Origin of the sequence: Xanthomonas hortorum pv. cynarae (genome assembly GCF_002939985.1) — a bacterium.
Taxonomy (GTDB): Bacteria; Pseudomonadota; Gammaproteobacteria; order Xanthomonadales; family Xanthomonadaceae; genus Xanthomonas; species Xanthomonas hortorum_D.
Window position 1 is genome coordinate 13,127 of the sequence record NZ_MDFM01000017.1, and the last position, 22,541, is coordinate 35,667.

Here is a 22,541-nt window from a genome sequence, read left to right on the forward strand (position 1 = left end):
AATGGCTGGGTTGTGCCAGCGCCTTCGCCGGCCGCCGTTGCCTGTCGCGGCTTAGCGGCGGATTCGAGCGGCTTTGCAGCGTTCAATTCAAAGCTCGTGCTGTTGCGCATTGAGCGCAAGCAACAGATCCACAAACGCACGCACTTTTGCCGGTCGAAAGCGCGTTGCCGGGAACACCGCGTGGATACCACCAGACGGCAACTGCCACTGCGGCAGCACATGCAGTAAACGACCTGCGGCCAGATCGTCGGCGACCACATAATCCGGCAGTACCGAGATTCCCGCGCCCTGGCATACCGCTTCGCGTACGGCAAGGGTGGCGTCGAGAAAGATGCCGGGCTGCACGTCCACACTCTGCGGCGCATGCGTGGCATGCGCGAAGTGCCAGCGCTGATGATCGCGCAAGGCCGTGTTGGCGACGAACGGCAGTGCGGCGATGTCCTGCGGCGCAGTGAGCCCGGCCAGTTGCGTAGTCATCGTGGAAGGCGCGACCAGCAACTGCCGGAACGCACCGATCTTGCGTGCCTGCAGGCTGCTTTCGGCCAGCCAGCCGACGCGGATCGCAAGCTCGATGTTGGCCGTCATCAGGTCCAGGGTCTGGTCGCTGAGGATCGCATCGACCTTGCAGGCCGGATAGCGCCGGGTGAAGGCCGCGATCGCCGGCACCACTACGCGTACGCCGTAGTCCAGCGGTGCGGTGAGCCTGAGCAGGCCGGACGGTTCGGCGGCGGTGTCGGTCAGTGCGTCGAAGGCGTCGTCGGTATCGCGCAGGATCGCCGCGCAGCGCTGGTAGAACGCCTGCCCGAGTTCGGTGGTGCGCACCTTGCGGGTCGTGCGCACCAACAGCGAGGTGCGGCATTCGCGTTCCAGGCGGGCGACCTGCTGGCTCACCACCGCCTTGGTGATGCCCAGGCGCTCGGCCGCTGCCGTTAAACGAGCCGGTTTCCACCACAGCGACGAAATACGCCAGCCGGCGCAGATTGCCCAGGCCACCGGGGCCGGACTCGGTTCGATTGTATGTTGTTGGCATACGGTATGTTTATTGCGGATGGATTTAAGAGTCAACGGGAGCGGCCTAGGATGCGTCCATCGCCACTGGATGCCGCCGCCATGTCCACCACTGTTCACTACCTCTATGACCCGCTGTGCGGCTGGTGCTACGGCGCGACGGCCGTGGTCTCGGCGTTGCAGGCGCGGGCCGATGTCACCCTGGAATTGCTGCCCGCCGGCCTGTTTCTGGGCGCTGGCGCCAGGGCAATGGACGACACCTTCGCCGGCTACGCCTGGTCCAACGATCAGCGCATTGCGCAGCTGACCGGCCAGGTTTTCAGCGAGCAGTATCGTCAGCGCGTGCTCGGCGATCGTCAGCAGCGCTTCGACAGCGGCCTGGCGACGCTGGCGCTGACGGCGGTGGCGCGCATCGACCCCTCGCGCGAGTTGCAGGTGCTGGGGGCGATTCAAAAAGCGCGTTATGTGGAGGGCGGTGATGTGACTGCATTGGGCACGCTGGCTGGCCTGCTGGAATCGCTTGGTTTAGTGCAGGCGGCGGAGCAGATCGCCGCGCCGGATGCGCAGCTGCTTGCGCTGACGCAGGCGCGTATCGACAAGGCGCAGTCACTGCTGCAGGAGTTCGGTGCGCGTGGCGTCCCGACCTTGGTTGCGCAGTCGTCCGGTGCACGCTGGTTGTTGGATGTTGGGGCGGGTTATGGGGACCCCGATTTAGTCTTGCGGCAGTTGGATGCTGGGTGTTCTTAAGTCGTCCTGGGCAAGTGGTTTTCTTGCCATTGGGTTGGCTGTCTTCCGCCGCACCCTCACCCCAACCCCCCGCTCCGCGCCCCGGCCCGCGCCAGTGGTGCGGGCGCACCAAGGCACACGCGTCAGTGGCACGTGTGCGGTGCCCTGGTGCCCCGGCGGGAGAGGGGCTCTGGCTCCCTTCTCCCGCCGGGAGAAGGTGGCGCGTAGCGCCGGATAAGGGTACGGGCGCACGTGCTGCGCCGGCCCAGGCGTTGCTTTGTACGCGCGCTCCCAGCCAATTCCAACTCAACTTCCAATCCATCACTTTTCAAGAGGCCCCAACCAATGCCAACCCGACGAGACGTCATCAAAACCCTGGCTGTTGCGAGTGTCGCGACGGCCGTCCTTGGAGCGAATACCGCCATGGCTGCACAGACCACACTGACCTATCACCATTTCCCCGCTGGCGAACATGGGTTCTTCCGCGCGCCGGTGCTGATTTCCGGCGCGCGCGATGCAGTGCTGATCGATGGCGGCTTTACGCTGCCCGACGGCAAGGCGCTTGCCGAGGCGATCCGTGCCAGCGGCAAGACGCTGACCACCATCTACATCAGCCAGAGCGACCCGGACTATTACTTCAGCCTGGCGCCGATCAAGGCCGCCTTCCCCAAGGCGCGCGTCATCGCCGCCCCGACCACCATCGCGGCGATCAAGGGCAATGTCGAAAAGAAGCTGGCCACCTGGGGCCCGCAGCTGAAGGAAAACGGCCCGCAGACCCTGGCCGACATCGTGATGCCGGAGGTCTTCGACGGCCCTACGCTCACCCTGGAAGATCACGCACTGGAGATCGTCGATGCCGACGGTCTGGCCAATCGGCGCTACGTATGGGTGCCGGCGCTCAAGGCGATCGTCGGTGGGGTGCTGGTGTTCTCCGGCACGCATGTGTGGACGGCCGACACGCGCGGTGCCGAAGGGCGTGCCGCCTGGCGCAAGACGCTGGACAGCATGGCGGCGCGGCAGCCATCGGTCGTCGTGCCCGGGCACATGGTGCCGGGCGCGCCAATCGATGTATCGGCCATCACCTATACGCGCGATTATCTGCTGGCCTTCGAAGAAGAGCTGGCCAGGCACAGCAACAGTGCCGACCTGATCAAGGCCATGACTGCGCGTTATCCCGATGCCGGCATGGCGGTGGCATTGCAGATCGGCGCCAAGGTCGCCACCGGCGAGATGCAGTGGGGCTGATGCCGATGACATGACGAGGTGGCTGGAGATCGTGCGCGCCACGTTCAAAAACGCAGCGGACAAGAAACGCCGGTACAGCAGCAGATCCCTGCACGCCGGCGCACATCTGGAATAATGCAGGCTTGGCGGCAACGCCGATCTGCATCCCGGTCTCTTGCGGGATGCGGCACAGCCACGCCTCTCCAGTTGCATCCGCATAGGCCTTCCCATGTCCCAGACCCTTCGCATCGCCATGGCGCAGTTCGACTTCCCGGTCGGTGCCGTGGCGCGCAATACCGATCGCATCATCGAGTTCATCGCGGCAGCGCGCGACGAGTTCGGGGCAGACATCGTGCTGTTTCCCGAGCTGGCGATCAGCGGCTACCCACCGGAAGATCTGCTGCTGCGGCCAGGGTTTCTCGCGCATTGCGAAGAAGCGCTGGCACGCATCGCTGCCAACACGCGCGGGATTGTCGCGGTGGTCGGCTGGCCGCAGAGTGCCGGCAGCGTGGTCTACAACGCAGCCAGCGTGTTGCGCGACGGGAGCATTGCGGCGACCTATCGCAAGCGCGAGTTGCCCAACTACGCGGTGTTCGACGAGCGCCGCTATTTCGACGTGGACCCGGATGGCGACAACTGCGTGGTCACGGTCAAGGGCGTGCAGGTGGGCGTGGTGATCTGCGAGGACCTGTGGTTTGCCGAGCCGCTCGCAGGGACCGTGCAGGCCGGCGCCGAGCTGGTGCTGGTGCCCAATGCCTCGCCGTACGAGCGCGGCAAGCACGCGCAGCGCGATGCCTTGTTGGCCGAGCGCACCCGCGAGAGCGGGGCGGCGATTGCCTATCTCAACGTGGTCGGCGGGCAGGATGCGCTGGTGTTCGACGGCGCATCGGTGGTTGCCGATGCCGACGGTACCGTGCATCCGGCCGCTGCTGCCTTCGTCGATCAGTGGCTGGTGGTGGACTACGCCGCCGGCGAGCGCAGCTTCACTCCGGTGGTGTGGGTGGACGATGGCGACGAGAGCATGGACGCATTGGCCTGGCGCGCGGTGGTGCGCGGGCTGCAGGACTATTGCCGCAAGAATGGCTTTACCAAGGTGTGGCTGGGCTTGTCCGGCGGCATCGATTCGGCGCTGGTGCTGGCGATGGCGGTCGATGCGCTGGGGGGCGACAACGTCACCGCGGTGCGGCTGCCGTCGCGCTACACCGCCAATCTTTCCAACGATCTGGCCGACGAGCAATGCCGCGCGCTGGGCGTCAAGCTGGAAACCATTGCGATCGAGCCGGCGTTCGAAGGCCTGCTCGCCGCACTCGGCCCACTGTTCGAGGGTACCCAGCCGGATGTCACCGAAGAAAACCTGCAGTCGCGCAGCCGCGGGGTGATCCTGATGGCGCTGTCCAACAAGTTCGGCGGGCTGTTGTTGACCACCGGCAACAAGAGCGAATACGCAGTGGGTTACGCGACCATCTACGGCGACATGTGCGGCGGCTATGCCCCGCTCAAGGACCTGTACAAGACCGAGGTGTTCGGCCTGGCCAAATGGCGCAATACCGTGGGCGGCGCGCCGGTGATTCCGCCGGCAGTGATTTCGCGCCCGCCCTCGGCCGAGTTGCGCGACAACCAGACCGACCAGGATTCGCTGCCGCCCTACGACGTGCTCGACGGCATCTTGTACCGCTACGTCGATCAGGAGCAGTCGCGCGACGACATCGTTGCGGCCGGCTATGCCGCCGATACGGTGGAACACGTGCTGCGGCTGGTGCGGCTCAACGAGTGGAAGCGCCATCAGTCCGCGCCCGGGCCGAAGGTGTCGCGGCGCGCCTTCGGTCGCGAGCGGCGTTACCCGATCACCAATGGCTACTCCGGTCAGTAGCCCGATTGGCTTATTCCGGTCAGTAGCCGGGCGCGCCGGCTGCCGCTGCGGTGGCCGGCGGTTGCGCGAAGCGGGTGAGCAGGTCCAGGGTCGGCTTGGGCCGCGCCAGGTCGTACATCAGGCCGAAGTGGCCTTCGGCGCCCTGGATCGTGGTCTGGTCCAGCAATTCGTACACGTTCACTTCGGCCACCACATCGGCATAGTTGGCGCGCACGTTGCTTAGCAACTGCGCCAGGCTGTCGTAGCAGCCGCGATCGCCTGCCGCACCGCCGGTGGTATTGCCGGTGTAGATCTCGGCACAGTTCAGCTCGTTGAAGAATATCGGCGTGTTGTAGGTCTGCGCGGCAGTGCGCAGCTGGCCCAGATACAACTCGGTCCAGTAGCCGGCGTCGTGGTGGAAGGCGTAGTAGTGGAAGCTGATGTGGTCGAAGTTGAAACCTGCCGCCTTGGCCTTGGCAAGAAACCACAGCGAGCCATTGCGATCGCCCGGGCAGCGTGCGTTGGCGCTGCGGTCGTCGCTGTTGCAGGCGGTGATGTTGATGGTGAAGCGCAGGCCCGCGCCCAGTTCGTTGGAGGCCTGGCGCATGCCCAGGTACATCGTGGTCATTGCGGCGATGCGGGCATCGGCCTCGGCGCGCACCAGATCCTGTTCGTTGCCAATCTCCCAGACCTTGATGTCGGCCGCATAGCGCCGCGCCAGCTGGTAGCCGATCTCGCGCGACATCGGGTAGACCATCGGGCGCAGCGTGATTCCGTACTGACGCGCCAGCGGGATCAGGGTATCCAGCGTTGCGTAATCGCGCGGGTCCACATCGAACCGGTAGCTGCGCAGGTTGCGCGCGGCCAGCAGCTTGAAGCGTGCCTCGGCCTGGGGGGGTAGCCGGGGCGATTGTCGTGGGCGTTGACGCCGTAGACGATGGGCGCCGCAGTAGCGGTCGCGGTCAGTGTCGCCAGCAACAGCGCGAGCATCGACAAGACGATGGAGCGAGACATGCGGCCTCCTTGGCTGGCGCCGGTGGGGAGTCGGATCTTCTTCGGGGTCGAGTATAGGCAGCCAATCGCGGCTGTTAGGTGATCTGGCGCCGGTTCCTGGATTTGCGCAGAGTCCACCGCTGTGTCGGCAGACAGGTGAATTGAGCGGGCCACTGCTCTGCGGCCTGGCTGCAGAGCCGTCGATCTGCGACATGGCTGCAGGGCCCTTGCCCGCCCACCATCGCGGGACACGCTGCAAGTACGTCCTTGTAAGCTCTTACGCGGCATCCATGCCGCGTAAGGTCCCGCGACGGTGGGCGGGCAAGGACCAGTCGAGATGGTCGGTGTGCATGTTTTCAACAAAGCACCGACTCACTCTCTGGTGAAGGCATCGCGCCCTCGATCGGCTCAGCGTTTGAGCTGAGCTTCTGACTGCATTTAGAAGCAGCTATGACGCAAACTTAGTCGCGACTCATCTGCGAGTTGCGCTCGCCGCTGGCGGCGGATTTCTCGCCAGCGAACGGGTTGAGCTTGCGGATGGCCCACGGGTACTTCGGCCAGTTGCCGGTCAGCCACGGATGCTGCGGGCTGTTGAGTTCCAGCACGCGGCGCGCGTCGGCGGCCAGGGTCTTGTTGCCCAGATGCGTATAGGCCTCGGCCAGCACCGCGACCGCATCGTACTGGTAGGCGCTCTGCGGATAGGTTTCCAGCAGGTAATTGGCACGACCGGCCGCCGAGACCCAGGCATTGCGGCGCAGGTAGTACAGCGCGTTGTCCAGCTCATGCTGGGCGAACACGTCGCGCAGTTCGATCATCCGCTTGCGCGCATCCGGCGCGTAACGGCTGTTCGGATAGCGGTCGGTGACGGTGTTGAAGTCGTTGTAGGCCTGCTGCGGCGAGGACAGATCGCGACGGCTCGGGTCCAGCGACCACACGCGGCGCAGGAACACCGTGTCGCGATTGCTGTTGGCCAGCCCGCGCAGGTAATACAGATACGAGATGTTGCGATGGGTCGGGTAGGTACGGATGAAGCGGTCGACGCTGGAGACGGTGTCGTCGTGCTTGCCGGCCTTGTACTGCGCATAGGCAGTCTCGATCATCGCCTGCTCGGTGTACGGGCCATACGGGTACTGGGCGATCAGGCGCTTGTAGCTGGCTTCAGCGCCGGCCCAGTTGCCTTTCTCCATCAGACCGTGGCTCTTGCCGTACAGCTGCTCGACCGGCATGCCCTCGTCGGGATTCTTGTTCTTGGCGCCGCGGTGGCAACCGGTGACGACGAACGCCATTACCAGCATGAGGGCAATCAGGCGCGCAGGCGCGGAAAACGTGGACCGTCGGATCATGGGTCTGGGCAGGACGCATCAGGAAAACGAGAGCGCGATGATAGCCTAGTGGCCTGTCCGGCGACTGACTCCCGCCGCCCGGACCCCAAATTCCCGCTTTTGCCTGAGTGCCTGTGTCCATGTCCGACCCATCTGCCGAACCCCTCGACCCGTCCATCCGTCAGGCCATCGTGCCCGACAACGCCGCAGGGCGCCGTTTCGACGCAGTGCTGGCCGAGCTGTTCCCCGAATTCTCGCGCTCGCGGTTGTCGGAGTGGATCAAATCCGGCGATGCGCTGCTGAACGGCGAAATGGCGCGTCCGCGCGACACCTTGCGCGGCGGCGAGAGCGTGCAGGTGCAGGTGGTGCTGGAAATCCAGACCCATTCCGAGCCGCAGGACATTCCGCTGAGCGTGTTGTACGAAGACGACCAGGTGCTGGTGATCGACAAGCCGGCCGGGCTGGTGGTCCACCCGGGCGCCGGAAACCCGGACGGCACCCTGGTCAACGCGCTGCTGTTCCGCGACCCGGCGCTTGCGGCCGTGCCGCGTGCCGGCGTGGTGCATCGTCTGGACAAGGACACCAGCGGCGTGATGGTGGTGGCGCGCACCGTGCAGGCGCAGACCGCGCTGGTGGAGCAGCTGTCCGCGCGCGATGTGCATCGCCAGTATCTGGCGGTGGTGGTGGGGGCGCTGGTCTCCGGCGGCACCGCCAATGCGCCGATCGACCGCCACCCGCGCGATCGGCTGAAGATGGCGGTGCGCGACGACGGCCGCGATGCGGTCACCCACTACCGCCTGCGCGAGCGCTTCCGTGCGCACACCGCGCTGGAATGCCGCCTGGAAACCGGGCGCACCCATCAGATTCGCGTGCATATGGCACATCTGAAATCGCCGATCGTCGGCGACCCGCTGTACGGCGGCGCGCTCAAGCTGCCCAAGGGCGCCAGCGACGAATTGGTGCATGAATTGCGCACCTTCAAGCGCCAGGCGTTGCATGCCGAAACCCTGGAATTCCTGCATCCGGTCAGCGGCGAGCCGGTGCGTGCCAGCGCGCCGGTGCCGGTGGATCTGCAGCGGCTGATGACCGCGCTGCGCGAAGACAGCGTGCGCGCCGCCGAGCAGGCACGCCGCTAAGGTGGCAGCCGTCGTGCCGTTCGTGTTGCCGGCCAACTGGCCGGCACCGCCGCGCATCCACGCACTGACTACACTGCGTTACGGCCTGGGCGAATCGCAGGCGCCGTTCGACACACTCAACCTCGGCAATCGCAACGCTGCCGACGGCGACGTGCCGGAGCGGGTGGAGCGCAACCGGGCGCTGCTGGTCGAGGCGCTGGCACTGCCCAGCACGCCGCACTGGCTGCGCCAGGTGCATGGGGTGGAGGTGGTGCGCTTCGCTGCGCCGCCGGTTGCGACCGGCGAGCCGATCAGTGCCGCGGACGATGGCGCGCCGGGTGCGCGGGAAGCGGTTGCCGATGCTTCGGTGACCGACGTGCCAGGTGTGGTGCTGGCGATCCTCACTGCCGATTGTTTGCCGGTCGTGCTGGCAGCTGGCGATGGCAGCGAAGTCGCCGCCGCACATGCAGGCTGGCGCGGGTTGGCCGACGGCATGCTGGAGCGCAGCGTGGCGGCCATGCGCACGCCGCCGCAGCACGTGATGGCATGGTTGGGGCCGGCAGCGGGACCGCAGGTGTACGAAATCGGGCAGGACGTGTTCGACGCCTTCGTCGCGCACGATGCGCAGGCGCAGAGCGCATTTGTCGCCACGCGCCCGGGGCACTGGTTGGTGGATCTGTATGCCTTGGCGCGTCAGCGCCTGCAGCAGGCCGGTGTGGCGGCTGGCGCCATCCATGGTGGCGGATTGTGCACCATTTCCGACCCGCAACGCTTCTTCTCGCATCGTCGCGACCGCCGCAGCGGGCGCATGGCCACGCTGGCCTGGATCGCGCCCTGAGCATGCCGTTGTTCGCGCAGGTGCTGGGGCAGGGCGCCTTCGCGCAGCTGCCTGCGCCGGTGCGTGCGTTGCATTCGGTGCAGCAGCGGCAGACCTTCGTCGGTCTGGCGCAGATCCAGCGCGGTCGCCATCTGTTGGTGCCAGTGCTGGCGTTGCTGAGCCGGTTGTTGCGCAGCGGCGAAGTGGAGGTCGAAGTGGAATTTCTTGCCAACGCGAATGGCGAGCGCTGGCATCGCTGTTTTGCCGGCCTGCCGATGCACTCGCGCTTGTGGCGGCACGGCAACGGCTTGCGCGAACATCTGGGCGCGGTGCGCTTCGAATTCGCGCTGCACGCCGATACGCAGTCGCTGTACTGGCAGGCCACCCGGGTGTGGGCGTTCGGCTGGATTCCGCTGCCTGCGCGCTGGTTCGAGCAGGTGCGTTGCCGCGAGCATGCCGACGCTGGCCGCTATGGATTTCTGGTCGACGTGCACCTGCCGCTGGTGGGCCCGTTCATTCGCTACGACGGTTGGCTTGAACCGCGTTGATCCGTCGCTCGTTGAGGTGCCTCACTTGGAGCTGCCTCACTCGGAGCCTTCTCACTCGGAGCCGCCTCGCGTGGAGCCGCCCTGCGGTAAGCCAGGCGAAGCGCGCGCGACCATCGTGTTCGATGGCGTGTGTCTGCTGTGCAATGGCTGGGTCAAATTTCTGCTGCGTCACGATCGGCGTGGGCGTTATCGCTTTGCCGCAATGCAGGGCCAGGCCGGACGCGCGCTGTTGTTGCAGCACGGTCTGGATCCGGACGACCCGTTGTCGTTTCTGCTGGTGGATGCCAGCGGTGCGTGGACCGACAGCGATGCGATCGTGCGGGTCCTGGCTGGGTTAGGCGGCATCTGGCGGCTGGCCACGGTGTTGCGCGTGGTGCCCAGCGGTGTGCGCGACATCGGCTATCGCCTGATCGCACGCAATCGCTACCGCTGGTTCGGTCGCACCGAGCATTGCATGTTGCCAAGCCCCGAGCAGCGTGCACGGTTTCTTGATTAGCGCTTATCTAAGCGAGCGAGCTCCGCGTAGGAGCGCACTTGTGCGCGATGGGCTTTAGCGGTAACGCCCATCGCGCGCAAGCACGCTCCTACGATAGCGCGCCGATTTTCACGATGGCTGGTTATTCGGTCGCATGTGCTGGATCTGGAACTGCGGACCGGCACATTTGCTTGTCGTAGGAGCGCACCTGGGCGCGATGGGCGTTACCGCTAAAGCCCGTCGCGCCCAGGTGCGCTCCTACGGTGATTCCGTGACGGCCGCTTACGCCGCCGCGTTTCCAAAACTTGCACGCACTACGTTTGCGTTGCCGCTGTGGGCAGGCTGCAGGCGGAAGATCGACACCGCATCGGCCAGTTCCACTGCCTGTTCTTCCAGGCTGCGTGCAGCGGCGGTGGCTTCTTCCACCAGCGCGGCGTTGCGTTGGGTGACTTCGTCCAGTTGCGCGACCGTGCGGTTGACCTGTTCGATGCCGCTGGATTGCTCGGCGCTGGCGGCGGTGATCTCGCTCATGATGTCGGTGACGTGTTTGACCGAGCCGACGATCTCGCGCATGGTCGCGCCGGCGCGGTGCACCAGGCCCGAGCCCAGTTCGACCTTGTCGGTGGAGTCGGCGATCAGCGTCTTGATCTCCTTGGCCGCATCGGCCGAGCGCCGTGCCAATGCGCGCACTTCCGAGGCGACCACGGCGAAACCACGGCCCTGTTCGCCCGCGCGTGCGGCTTCCACTGCGGCGTTGAGCGCCAGGATATTGGTCTGGAAGGCGATGCCGTCGATGACGCCGATGATCTCGCCGATCTTGCGCGAGGCGGTGCTGATCTGGCTCATCGTAGCGACCACATCGTCCATTACCTGGCCGCCGCTCTGCGCCACTTCGCCGGTGCCCACCACCAGACGATTGGCCTGCAGCGCGCTTTCCGCATTCTGCTTCACGGTGGAGGTGAGTTCTTCCATGGAGCTGGCGGTTTCTTCGAGGTTGGCGGCCTGTTGCTCGGTGCGTTCGGACAGATCGGTGTTGCCGGCAGCGATTTCCACCGCGGCCTGGCGAATGGTGTCGGAGGCAACCTGGATGCCGCCGATGATTTCGGTCAGACGGAGCACGGTCTGGTTGGTGTCGTCGCGCAGGCGCGCAAAGATGCCGTGCGCATCGCCCTCCACACGCTGGGTGAGGTCGCCTTCGGCCATGGCGCCGATCACGCGTGCCAACGCGGCCAGGTGGGTTTCCACCGAGTCGTAGATGCGGTTGATGCCCTGGGCCAGCGACAGCAGGACACCGTCCATGCCGTCCATCTGCATGCGCCGGCTGAAATCGCCGACGGCGGCTGCATCGATGATCTGGATCAGCGCCTGCTCTGCGTTGACCTGCGCGGTGACGTCCATCCACTGCGCGATGGTGCCCAGCTTGGTGCCGTCGGCGGCGATGATGGGGCTGTAGACGAAGTCGATCTGGCGGCCGAAGAACGGCGCGCGCACCGCTTTGGAAGCGGTCAATGCGCGCATGCGGTCGATCGCCGCCTGGCTGTCCGGGTAGATGTCGCCGATGCTGCCGCCGACGAAGCCTTCGGCATGGAAGCTGGGGCGGAAGCTCTGCACATCCGGCTCGATCAGCTTGAGCATCGCGAGCAATTTGCGATTGGCGAACAGCACCTGGCCGTCGTCGTCGGCGATGCGGATCATGGTGTCCAGATCGTCCAGCGCCTTGATCACGAACTGGCCATGGCGCAGGCCTTGTTCCATCACGTCGATGCGGATGGCCAGCTTGTCCTGGGTCGCCTGCAGCGCATGCAGCAACGGCGCAAGCTCGCCGGAGGCATTGCGCAGCTCCACGCGCTGGAAGCGCTCATCGCCCATCGCCGCGACCACGCCGATTGCCTGCTGCAACTGTGCGCTGGTGCGACGGCGCGACCACCACCACAGCCCTGCACTGGCGATGCCCACCACCAGCAGTGCCGGCAACATCCGTCCCAGCCCGCTCCAAAAACCACCGGGCACCAACGTGGCGGCGTAGAGCGTCAGCAGTACCAGCAGCCCGATGTGCGCGGCGGCGGGAAGCCAGGCCATTCCGGTGGCACGCGCAAGGCTCCTGCCGGCAGATGGGCGAGGGGCAGCGGTGGCATCGTGTGAAGGCAACATAGGCTGGGTCCGACTAGGTGATCTGGGATGGGTCTGCGTCCGGCAGGAAATACGCTGCAATGGGGGTATCGGCGGCTGAGCCCGAATCATGACGGCGTGAAATTGCCGTTCGTCGGAATGTGGGCGCTAAGCGGACGCAATCGCCGATGTGATTGATTTGGAAGCGGTTTCAGTGCGGTTTGGTACGTGATGGAATGGTTGTGCGGCGTCGGTATCTGAGTTTTGAAATGTAAATTTCGGGTGAAATATCACTGGCCGATTTCACGCTGGAATCGTGTCTGCGGCGGGCGTTTTTAGAAGCGCGCGCACGCCTCCCATCAGCCGCGACGCTCGAAACCGCTCTTACGATTCCCACTTCCAATCCCCACAAAAAAACCGACCGTCTCACGACGGTCGGTTCAATCTGTTGCACTCACTAACGCAGTGTCGGCCGATTACTTGGCCGGCGTGGCCTGCGCATCGTCCGGCAATGCCCAGGCGATGACGCTGTCGCCGGACTTGGTTTCCATGCGGTCGTGTCCACCCACGGCGGCCACGATGTACTGCTTGCCGTCGATGGTGTAGCTCAGCGGGGCGGCCTGCGGGCCGGCCGGCACGCGGGTCTCCCAGACCTGCTTGCCGGTGCGGGTGTCGAAGCCGCGCATGAAGTCGTCCAGGGTCGCGCCGATGAAGGTCACGCCACCGGCGGTGGCCAACGAGCCGCTGTTGTTGGGCGTGCCGATCTCGAACTTGGTCTTGGACGGGATGCCCATCGGGCCCTGGTCGTAACCGGTGCCCAGCGGACGCCGCCACAGCACCTGTTGCGTGCGCAGATCCACACCGGAGATGTAGCCCCACGGCGGGGCGACGCACGGGGTGTTGAGCGGCGACATCCACGGCTCCTTGCGGGCGCCGTAGGCCAGGCCCTTCTGCGCCATGTAGCCGGGCGTCTTGCTCTTGCCGTCGAACACCGAGACCACGCCCAGCTCGTTCATTTTCTCGCGGGTATAGACCTGCAAGGTGTACGGCAGGCGATTGCTGTTCATCACCATGATGCCGCGCTGCAGATCGACCGAGACGCCGCCCCAGTTGATGCCGCCGTGGTTGCCGGTGAACGCCAGCGAGCCTTGCAGGGTGGGCGGGGTGAACATGCCTTCGTAGCGCAGCTGCTTGAACTGGATACGGCAGGCCAGCTGGTCGAACGGAGTCATGCCCCAGGCGTCGGATTCGACGATGGTTTCGTATTCGCGGCTCGGCGCGCCCACGGTATTGGGCATGCCCGGCGAGATCGGCTGCGTGGCAGCGGTAAAATCGCCGTGATCGGTCCCTTGCGGCACGGCGATCTGCTTGACCGGCATGATCGGCTCGCCGGTGGCACGGTCCAGCACGAACACCTGGCCGGACTTGGTGGCCTGGATCACCGCAGGACGGGTACCGCCGCCAGCGACCGGCCAATCGACCAGGTTCGGTTGCGGGCCGATGTCGTAATCCCACAGGTCGTGGTTGACGGTGCGGAAGTGCCAACGCTCCTTGCCGGTGGCCGCGTCCACGGCGACCAGCGAGGCGGTGTATTCCTCATCCTGCTGCGTGCGGCCCTTGCCGAAGAAATCGCCCGAGGCATTGCCGGTGGGCAGATAGACCAGGCCCAGCTCGTCGTCGGCGGACATCAGCGACCACACGTTCGGGGTCGAGCGGGTGTAGGTCTGGCCGGCCGGCGGCTCGGCGGTGATCGCCGGGTTGCCCAGGTCCCAGGCCCAACGCAGCTGGCCGGTGAGCGCATCGAAGCCACGCACCACGCCCGAGGGCGCATCGCCTTCCTGGCCGTCGCGCACCTGGCCGGTGGGCTGGATCACCACACCGCGCATGACTACGGGCGGCGAGGTCGGGCCGACGAAGCCCGGCTTGGTGTTGCCGGTGCCGGCATTGAGATCGACAAAGCCGTTATTGCCGAAGCTGGCGCACAGCTTGCCGGTCTGCGCGTCCAGCGCGCCGAGGCGGCCATCGACCATCGGCCAGAAGATCCGGGTCGGGCACTCGGCAGTACCTTCCGGCGCCTGGTAGTACGACACGCCACGGCAGGTGGTGGCGGCAACGCCGGCCATCGCCTTCGGGTTGGTCTGCGGGTCGAAGCGCCAGCGCTCCTTGCCGTTGGCCGCTTCCACCGCAATCACTTTCTGGGTCGGGGTGCAGATGTAGAGCAGGTCGCCGACCTTGAGTGGGGTGTTCTGGAAGGCGTAGCCCAGCTTGGAGCCGGCCGGCTTCAGATCGCCGGTATGGAATTCCCAGGCCACCTTGAGCTGCTTGGCGTTTTCCGGGGTGATCTGCGCACCCGGTGTGTAGTGGTTGGACAGGTTGGAGCCGGCGTACGACGTCCAGTTGCTGGCATCGTGGTTGGCCGCGACGTTGCCGTCCGGGCTGGGCACGTTGGCGCGGCTGAACGGTGTTGCGTTTTCGGCCGGCAGCTTGGAGGCATCGGCCAGTTCGACATTGCGCGGTACCAGCAACGGCCACAGGATCAGCGCTGCGCCCAGGATCGGCAGCACGCCGGTCACCAGCACATAGCCCAGACCCGACAACGGCTGCATGCGCCGACGCGCCACGCCCCAGAACGGCAGCAGCACCAGGCCGAGCACCGACATCATGGCCAGCCGCGGGACCAGGCCCCAGCCATCCAGGCCCACTTCCCACAGCGCCCAGGCGATGGTGGCCGCCAGCGTGGCGCCAAACAGCCACAGGCCGGCACGCTTGCCCAGCGCCAGCAAGACGCCAGCCAGGAACAGGCCGATGCCTGCCAACAGGTAGTACCAGGAACCGCCAACGGCAACCAGGCGGCCGCCTTCGTAGGCAAGCACCGCACCGAGCACGGCGATCACCACCGCATAGGCGACCAGCAACCAGGTGCCTAGCCCACGTTTTGAGGATTGATCAGTCATTTTTGAGATGTCAGGAAGGACCCAGGCACCAGCAAACGGTGGCGAGTCGTGGAGGGAGAAAGATCACAGGCTGGCAAAGGGCGGCCCCGATCTAAAGAACAACGCCCTAAACAAGCACGTCAGGATATGAACGCGCAGCCCCTCCCAGGGTCCTCAGCGCCAATCATGTGAATATTTTAGACCGCAAAGACCCGCGTGTCCGTGACGGAATGAGAACCAGCGTTCCAACCTGTTTGGATGGAGTGCTGAAATTGCTCAAATCGGAAAGAATAGGGTGCTGTTGGTGCCAGATGGTCTTGGTGGCATTCGTGTGCGGCGACGAATGCATGATGCTGCCATAGCTCTATTTTGCTATTGACTCGGTCGGCTGAGCGGGGATTCGGGATTCGGGAATGGAGATTCGTGTCAGCCGGGATTTTTCACTTGGCGCATTTTCCACGTGTACGGGCAAACGTACCCTCATCCGCCCTTCGCGCACCTTCTCCCGATGGGAGAAGGGATGCGCTGCCAGTGCGCGGCGCATCTGTGTGCTGGTAGCGCGTGTGCGCTGTGAGCGTAGTGCTGCTAACGGAAACCAGATCAAATATCGGCCAGTGCCTGCAAGTACCGTTGGCGCCAGTGATTGATGTTGTTCTTGCGCAGGTGGTCCATCATCGCCCGCCAGCGCTCGATGCGCGTGGCCAACGGCATGCTCGCCGCGGTCGCAATCGCATCGGCTACGCCATCCAGATCGTGCGGATTGACCAGCAGCGCTTCTTTCATCTCGTCGGCCGCACCGGCCAACAGCGACAGCACCAGCACGCCCGGATTTTCCGGATCCTGCGCCGCCACGAATTCCTTGGCGACCAGATTCATGCCATCGCGCAACGGCGTGACCAGACCGACCGAAGCGGCGCGATAAAAGCCGGTCAACGTGGCATGGCTGAAGTTCTGATTGACGTAGCGCAGCGGCGTCCAATCCGGCTCTGCATGGCCACCGTTGATATGGCCGGCGATCTGCTCCAGCTGCCCGCGCAGCTGGCGATACTCGTTGACGTCGCCGCGCGACACCGGCGCGATCTGCAGATAGGTCAGGCTGCCGGATTGCTCCGGATAGCGCTCCAGATAGCGCTCGAATCCCTGGAAGCGTTCCGGCAGGCCTTTGGAATAATCCAGACGATCGACACCGATCGCCAGCTGACGCCCGCGCAGGCTTTCGCGCAGATCGCGCACCGCCTGCTTGCCGACCGAGGCCTTTGCCTGGTTGGCGATCAACTCGGTATCGATGCCGATCGGGAAAGAGGCGGCGCTGAAACGGCGCCCGCCAGGGCCTTCGACAATGTCGCCTTCGAGAATGCGCCCGCCGCCGAACAGACGCACGTACGCCTTGAAGCGCTCCGCATCGCGCTGGGTCTGAAAGCCGACCAGGTCGTACGCATAGAAGGTGCTGAACAGGCGTGCGTGATCGGGCATGGCCTGCATCAGGTCGGCCGAGGGCATTGGCACATGCAGGAAGAAGCCCATCTTGCAGCCCACACCCAGCTCGCGCAGCATCGCGCCCAGCGGAATCATGTGGTAGTCGTGGATCCACAGCGTGTCGCTGTCTTTCAGCAACGGCGCCAGTTTTTCCGCAAACAGCCGATTGACGCGCATATAGCCTTCGCGCGTCGCGCGGTCGTAATCGACCAGGTCCAGGCGAAAGTGCAGCAGCGGCCACAGGGTGCGATTGGCGAAGCCGTTGTAGTACGAATCGATGTCGCGTTTGTTGAGGTCCATGGTGACGAACTTGATGTCGCCATCGGTCTGCTCATGCATGCCGCCGCTGTCGCCGCGCACGGTCTTGCCGCTCCAGCCGAACCACATCCCACCACGCTCCTTGAGCGCGGCCAACAAGCCAACCGCCAGGCCGCCCGCACGGTTTTCGCCGGGCACTGCAACGCGGTTGGATACCACCACCAAACGACTCATGACGCCTCCTGCCAGCTCCGCGACAAACGCATTGCTGCAATGATCAAACCCACATGCGAATAGGTCTGGGGGAAATTCCCCCAGGCTTCGCCGTCTTCAAACGATAGATCCTCGGACAGCAAGCCGAGGTGATTGCGGCGCGAGAGAATGCGCTCGAACAGCTCGCGCGCCTCGTCCTTGCGACCGATCGCGGCCAGCGCGTCGATGTACCAGAACGTGCAGATGGTGAAGCTGGTTTCCGGCGCACCGAAGTCATCCGGTGCGATGTAGCGATACAGCGCATCGCCATGCTTGAGCACGCGACCGACGGCTTCCACGGTGCGCACGAAGCGGCTGTCGTCGTTGCCCACGATGCCGATATCGGCCAGCAACAACAGCGAGGCATCCAGGCGGTGACCACCGAGCGTGTCGGTGAAATGGCCGTGTTCGTCGCTCCAGGCTTCCGTCAGCACGCGCTCGCGAATGCTGTCGGCACGTTCGCTCCAATACACGCTGCGCTCGGGCAGCACCAGGCGGTCGGCTATCTTGGACAGGCGATCGCAGGCGGCCCAGCACATTGCAGCGGTGTAGGTATGCACTTCGGCGCGGCCGCGGAATTCCCACAGGCCGGCATCGGGGACGTTGTACAGCGCGAATGCGCGCTCGCCCAGCGGCTCCAGGCGACGGAAAGTATCCGCATCGCCCTGATCCTTCAGACGCAGATCGAAGAACAGCTGCGTCGAAGCCAGCACCACGCTGCCATATACATCGTGCTGCTTTTGAATCCAGGCCAGGTTGCCGCGTCGCACCGGGCCCATGCCGCGATAGCCGTCCATGGTGTCGACTTCGTGCTCTTCCAGCTGCCACTCGAAACCGATGCCGTACAGCGGCTGCAAGGTGCCGTCGCTGGTGGCGATGTTGAAGATATAGCCGATGAACTGCTCCATCGTGCGCGTGGCGCCCAGGCGATTGAGCGCGCGGACCACGAAGGCGGCATCGCGCAGCCAGCAATAGCGGTAGTCCCAGTTGCGTGGGGTATTGGGCGCTTCCGGAATCGAAGTGGTCATCGCCGCAATGATGGCGCCGCTGTCTTCGTACTGGCACAACTTGAGCGTGATCGCGCTGCGAATCACCGCCTCTTGCCAGTCGAGTGGAATCGACAGATAGCGCACCCATTCGCGCCAATATTCTTCGGTGCGTTCCTGCGCTTCCTGCACGTAACCGGTGAGCGAGCGGGTGAGCGATTCGTCCACGCCCAACACCAGATTGACCGGGTGGCTGAGCACGAACGGCAAGCCATCGCGCACGAAGCGCACCGGCACATCGGTGGTCAGGCGCAGGGTGAATTCCGGCAGTACCCAACGGATGTGATTGCTGCCCCAGGTGGTTTCCGGCGTGCGGCCGCCCCAGTCGGCCAACGGGCGTGCGCGCACGATGATGCGCGGGTTACCGGCCAGCGGACGGATTTGCCGAATGATGCTCACCGGCCGATAGAAACGCCCGTTATTGCGCCAGCGCGGTGCGAAGTCGATCACTTCCACTTCGCCGCCATGGCTGTCGCGCAACACGGTACGCAGTACCGCGGTGTTGGGCAGGTAGTGTTGCTCGCTGCTTTCAAAGTCCTCCAGCTCGACGGCGAAGTCGCCGCCTTCGCCCTTGGGCGAGAGCAGCGAACAGAATGCCGGGTCGCCATCGAAAGCCGGCAGGCAACTCCACACCACGCGTGCCTGCCGATCGACCAATGCGCCGAAGCTGCAATTGCCGATGACGCCCAGATCCAGGTTTGGCTCGGTCATGGAGTGCGAACGATCCTATTGAAGAGAAAGAGAAGGCGCGCTGCGCTCAGGCAGTGCGCGCGTTGCGTTGCAGCCATGCATGCACATCGGAAGTGCCATCGACGCGGAAGCGCGCGCTGGTCTGCACGCGATCGCCGACCAGTACGCTCCATCCGCCGAGGCGATTGGCTGCTTCGAAGCCGAATTCGTCAGTGAGATCGTCGCCGACGAATACCGGCGTGCGGCCGGCGAATGCGCCGTGCTGCATCAGTTGTTCGACCGCCAGGCCCTTGTTGCTGCCTTCGGGCACGAATTCGACCACGTGGTCGCCCGGTTGCAGGCGATAGCCGGACAGCTGGGCGATTTCCTGTTGCGCGAAGGCGAGCACGTCGGGGCCTGCAACTGGTTGCGCGCGCCAATGCAGCGCGACGCTGACGCCTTTGTCTTCGACCAGCACACCGGGGTGTTGATGCGTGAGCGCGGCGGCGCGCTGGTGCAAGCCGTGCAACCACTCGGAGGTGTCTTGCGGCATCGCGGCGCGTGCGGCGATGTCGCTGCGTAATTCATGTCCGTGCAGGCCGGCGGCTGGGAGCAGCAAGGGCGCGAACAAGGCGTCGAGTTGCGAGAGCGGTCGCCCGCTGACCAGTGCGACTGCACCATGCAGCCGGTCGCTTAATTGCCCGATAGCCTCGCGGACCTCGGGCAAGAGCCGCACAGCCTCGGGGCTGTCGGCAAAGTCGATGAGGGTACCGTCCACGTCCAGAAACAATGCGCAGGCATCGTCCAGCAATGGCGGCGACGGAAGGGGGGAGTGCACGTCTGCCATCGCGCTAGTGTGCGCAATCGGGCGTGAGATTCAGGTTATGCAATGCCGAGGAGTGCTGGTCAGACACGTACGACTGCCTATCCTTCTCCCCTCGGGAGAAGGTGCCCCGCAGGGGCGGATGAGTGTACGAGCGAAGCCACGTGCAGTTGGAACGGCACGAGGGCTTCGCCCGTACCCTCACCCCAACTCCTCTCCCGCAGGAGAGGGGCTAGAGCACGCTCCCGTGGAGAAAGAGGGCTTGCAGCCTGCGTTTTTGGCTTAAGTCTGTGTTGTTGCTCAGAAGCTATACCGCACCCGCCCATACCAGTACGCGCCATTGCTGCCGATCGGCGAGAGCACGTCGTAGGGCAGGTTGCCGAAGTAGGCGATATCGTCGATGGAGCGGTCCGAGTAATTGTCCAGGATGTTCTGGCCGCCGATCGCCAGCGTCCACTGCGTCCCCAGGTGGTACTCGGCCTCCAGATCCAGCTGCCACTCGGCACCGTAGGTCTGGCGTGGCACGAAGCCGCCGCCGAAATCGAACACGCGCGTTGCGCTGCCGTAGCGGTTGACGCGGGTCTGCAGGTTCCAGTGCTCGTTGTTCCAGTTGGCCGCCAGGGCCGCGCGCGTGCGTGGCGCTGCATCGGTGAGCGTGTTGCTCTCTTCGACGCCGAACAGCACGTAGTTCGGGTCCAGTGCGAGCAGCTGCGCCGGGGTGCCGATGACGTTCTTCAATTCGGTCTTGGCGTAGCTGTAAGTGCCGGTCAGCAGCAGGTCGCCGCCGAAGGCGTACTGGCGCCAGTTGCCGACCAGCTCCGCGCCGCGGGTGCGGGTGTCGGCGGCGTTGAGGAAGTAGCTGGCGCTCTGCACGCCGGTGACGCCGAAGTTCTGCTGCACAAAATCCGTTAGCGTGTCGCCGGTGATGTCTTCGGACAGCGCGATGCGGTCGTCGATGTCGATCTGGAAGAAGTCCAGCGACAGGTCGAAGTGATCGCCCAGTTTGCTGGTGAAGCCCAGGCTGTAGTTGAGCGATTTTTCCGGCTTCAGATCGGTGGCGCCGAGCGCGCGTGCGATCGGGTTGTTGACCGACAGCAGGCGGCCCTGGGTGAGGCGGCCGGCGGCGTCGTAGCCGGTGGACGTGGCCTCATAACCGATCTGGCTGAGCGAGGGCGCACGCACGTTGTTGGAGATGGCGCCACGCAGCGCGAACGCCGGGGCGAAGGCGTAGCGCGCCGCCAGCTTGCCGGTCCACTGGCTGCCGAAATCCTGGTAATGCTCGTAGCGGCCGGCCAGGTCGGTGGAGAACTTGTCGCCGAACTGGCTGGAGACGTTGGCGTAGGCGCTGGCGACATTACGCGACAGATCGGCTTCGTCCTGCGGGGTGAGCCCGCCGCCGGCCTGCGAGCCGGTGGGGCGATCGGTGAACGGGCCGGCCGCATAGCTGGCCGGGTCGCCAGCGTGGGTGCGGTACTGCTCGCGGCGGAATTCGGCACCGGTGCCGAAGGTATGGGTGGCGCCGGCGGCATCGAACACGCGGGTCAGATCCAGATTGCCCACGGTCTGCGCGAAGGCGAAATCGCCGGTCTTGAAGCGGGTGGTGCTGCCCGGGCCGAGCGAGGCGTTGAGCGAGTTGCGCAGCCGGTAGGTGAAGTCGTTGCGGCCGTAGTTGACGCTGGCGTCGTAGTCCCAGTTGCCGAGTTGCCCACGGGCGCCGGCGACGATCTGCAGGTCGCGATTCTCGCCTTCGGAAATCGGCCGATAGCCGTTGGGGTAGATCTCGCGCCAGTTGGCGCTGCCATCCGGATAACGGAAGTAGTTGGCGCCTTCGGTGTCGCGCTGGTTGTAGGTGCCGAAGGCGTAGAACTCGCCGTTGGCGCTGAAGGGAATCTTGGTGTTGAGCCAGGCGTTCAGGCCTTTGGTGGCGCCGTCGCCGAGCACGTAATTGCGCTGGCCAGCCAGCGCCAGATTGGCCGGGGTCTGTTCTTCGAACGAGGGAATTTGATCGAAGCCGGCGCGGTTGGTGCCCTCGCGATTCTTCAGCTCCAGGCCCACCTTGAAAAAGCCGCCGTCATCGCCGAGCAGGCTGCCGACCTTGGCGCTGGCGTAGCTGCTCTGGCCGTCGGTGACGCGGCGATTGATCGGCTCCACATCGGTGTTGTAGGCGCCGAAGCTGGCTTCCAGCTCGCCGCGCTCGGGGTTGTCGTCCAGGATCACGTTGATGACGCCGGCAATGGCATCGGAGCCGTACTGCGCACCGGCACCGTCGCGCAGCACTTCGATGCGCTTGATCGCGTTGATCGGGATGGAATTGAAATCCACCGGCGTGGTGCCCTTGCCGATCTTGCTGTCGGTATTGACCAGCGCCGAGGTATGCCGGCGCTTGCCGTTGACCAGCACCAGCACCTGATCAGGCGAGAGCCCGCGCAGCTGCGCAGCGCGGATGTGATCGGCGCCGCCGGAGTTGGACTGGCGCGGGAAGTTGAACGAGGGCAGCAACGCCTGCAGCGCGCTGCCGAGCTCGCCGTTGACCACGCCGGCCTTGCGGATGTCCTCGGCGGTGAGCACGTCCACCGGCACGGTCGATTCCAGCACGGTGCGGTCGCTGGCACGGGTGCCGGTGACGATCACCGTGTCCAGCGTTGGGGCGCCGGGGGCGGCCTGCTGGGCCTGTGCGTTGGCGCTCAACACGGCGGCGACGGCCAGGCCGATAGCCGAAAGGGTGGGGCTGGTCATTTCTCTCTCCTGCGACAGCAATTGCGAACGCGCCGCGCGGTCGGCATCCGGCCGGGCAGGGGCGCAAAGGGGTTCGGATCGTCCACATTCATCCGGATGGAGAGATGTTATCGCGTTGTTCAGACGCGTGCGAGATGGCACAGTGCGCGCACGCCGGCATCA

General features: G+C 65.1%; 15 protein-coding genes and 1 pseudogene. 7 read left to right on the forward strand and 9 right to left on the reverse strand.

Annotation, left to right across the window (positions count from 1 at the left end):
- Positions 1-87 precede the first annotated feature (87 nt).
- Positions 88-993 carry a LysR family transcriptional regulator gene (locus XcyCFBP4188_RS12930; protein ID WP_006450730.1) on the reverse strand — a complete coding sequence of 302 codons (906 nt, stop codon included), beginning with the start codon at positions 991-993 and terminating at the stop codon, positions 88-90.
- Positions 994-1,110: 117 nt separating this feature from the next.
- Between XcyCFBP4188_RS12930 and XcyCFBP4188_RS12935 the strand changes: the two genes are divergently transcribed.
- The 3 genes from XcyCFBP4188_RS12935 to XcyCFBP4188_RS12945 all read left to right on the forward strand — a co-directional run bounded on the left by XcyCFBP4188_RS12935 (position 1,111) and on the right by XcyCFBP4188_RS12945 (position 4,828).
- Positions 1,111-1,755: a DsbA family protein gene (locus XcyCFBP4188_RS12935; RefSeq protein WP_104592266.1), complete on the forward strand. Its 645-nt coding sequence runs from the start codon at positions 1,111-1,113 to the stop codon at positions 1,753-1,755.
- Between the two features lie 402 nt (positions 1,756-2,157).
- A complete protein-coding gene (locus XcyCFBP4188_RS12940) occupies positions 2,158-2,979 on the forward strand; it encodes an MBL fold metallo-hydrolase (protein ID WP_201765981.1) in 822 nt (273 codons plus the stop codon).
- A 208-nt stretch (positions 2,980-3,187) separates the two neighbouring features.
- Entirely contained in the window at positions 3,188-4,828 is a 1,641-nt protein-coding gene (locus tag XcyCFBP4188_RS12945; protein WP_006451882.1) for an NAD+ synthase, read from the forward strand.
- 19 nt (positions 4,829-4,847) lie between these two features.
- On the opposite strand, the pseudogene XcyCFBP4188_RS12950 reads toward XcyCFBP4188_RS12945, so the two are convergent.
- Both XcyCFBP4188_RS12950 and XcyCFBP4188_RS12955 read right to left on the reverse strand, forming a co-directional pair.
- A pseudogene (locus XcyCFBP4188_RS12950) lies at positions 4,848-5,821 on the reverse strand (hypothetical protein).
- 440 nt (positions 5,822-6,261) lie between these two features.
- Positions 6,262-7,143, reverse strand: a complete 882-nt coding sequence (locus XcyCFBP4188_RS12955) for an outer membrane protein assembly factor BamD (protein WP_006450711.1) — start codon at positions 7,141-7,143, stop codon at positions 6,262-6,264.
- 119 nt (positions 7,144-7,262) lie between these two features.
- Here XcyCFBP4188_RS12955 and rluD point away from each other — a divergent pair, with 119 nt between their 5' ends.
- The 4 genes from rluD to XcyCFBP4188_RS12975 all read left to right on the forward strand — a co-directional run bounded on the left by rluD (position 7,263) and on the right by XcyCFBP4188_RS12975 (position 10,098).
- A complete protein-coding gene (gene rluD / locus XcyCFBP4188_RS12960; protein ID WP_006450712.1) occupies positions 7,263-8,258 on the forward strand; it encodes a 23S rRNA pseudouridine(1911/1915/1917) synthase RluD in 996 nt (331 codons plus the stop codon).
- 1 nt (position 8,259) lies between these two features.
- The gene (gene pgeF / locus XcyCFBP4188_RS12965; RefSeq protein WP_006450713.1) at positions 8,260-9,075 is read left to right on the forward strand and encodes a peptidoglycan editing factor PgeF; all 816 of its coding nucleotides are present in this window, start codon (positions 8,260-8,262) and stop codon (positions 9,073-9,075) included.
- A gap of 2 nt (positions 9,076-9,077) precedes the next feature.
- Complete coding sequence (locus tag XcyCFBP4188_RS12970; RefSeq protein WP_006450714.1) at positions 9,078-9,602, forward strand: DUF4166 domain-containing protein; 525 nt, start codon at positions 9,078-9,080, stop codon at positions 9,600-9,602.
- 70 nt (positions 9,603-9,672) lie between these two features.
- Positions 9,673-10,098, forward strand: coding sequence for a thiol-disulfide oxidoreductase DCC family protein (locus XcyCFBP4188_RS12975; protein ID WP_074058069.1), 426 nt, complete (start codon positions 9,673-9,675; stop codon positions 10,096-10,098).
- A gap of 261 nt (positions 10,099-10,359) precedes the next feature.
- Here XcyCFBP4188_RS12975 and XcyCFBP4188_RS12980 read toward each other — a convergent pair whose 3' ends face one another.
- The 6 genes from XcyCFBP4188_RS12980 to XcyCFBP4188_RS13005 all read right to left on the reverse strand — a co-directional run bounded on the left by XcyCFBP4188_RS12980 (position 10,360) and on the right by XcyCFBP4188_RS13005 (position 22,379).
- Positions 10,360-12,228 carry a methyl-accepting chemotaxis protein gene (locus tag XcyCFBP4188_RS12980; protein ID WP_104592267.1) on the reverse strand — a complete coding sequence of 623 codons (1,869 nt, stop codon included), beginning with the start codon at positions 12,226-12,228 and terminating at the stop codon, positions 10,360-10,362.
- Positions 12,229-12,662: 434 nt separating this feature from the next.
- Positions 12,663-15,101, reverse strand: coding sequence for a glucose/quinate/shikimate family membrane-bound PQQ-dependent dehydrogenase (locus tag XcyCFBP4188_RS12985; RefSeq protein ID WP_172839320.1), 2,439 nt, complete (start codon positions 15,099-15,101; stop codon positions 12,663-12,665).
- A 618-nt stretch (positions 15,102-15,719) separates the two neighbouring features.
- Positions 15,720-17,087 (reverse strand): alpha,alpha-trehalose-phosphate synthase (UDP-forming), encoded by a 1,368-nt coding sequence (otsA, locus tag XcyCFBP4188_RS12990; protein ID WP_104592268.1) that lies wholly within the window; start codon positions 17,085-17,087, stop codon positions 15,720-15,722.
- On the reverse strand, positions 17,084-18,862 hold the full coding sequence (locus XcyCFBP4188_RS12995; RefSeq protein WP_104592269.1) for a glycoside hydrolase family 15 protein: 1,779 nt from the start codon (positions 18,860-18,862) through the stop codon (positions 17,084-17,086). Before XcyCFBP4188_RS12995 ends, otsA begins: the two co-directional genes overlap by 4 nt.
- 46 nt (positions 18,863-18,908) lie before the next feature.
- Positions 18,909-19,667, reverse strand: a complete 759-nt coding sequence (otsB, locus tag XcyCFBP4188_RS13000; protein WP_006453085.1) for a trehalose-phosphatase — start codon at positions 19,665-19,667, stop codon at positions 18,909-18,911.
- 276 nt (positions 19,668-19,943) lie between these two features.
- Positions 19,944-22,379 (reverse strand): TonB-dependent receptor plug domain-containing protein, encoded by a 2,436-nt coding sequence (locus XcyCFBP4188_RS13005; RefSeq protein WP_104592270.1) that lies wholly within the window; start codon positions 22,377-22,379, stop codon positions 19,944-19,946.
- Positions 22,380-22,541: the final 162 nt, after the last annotated feature.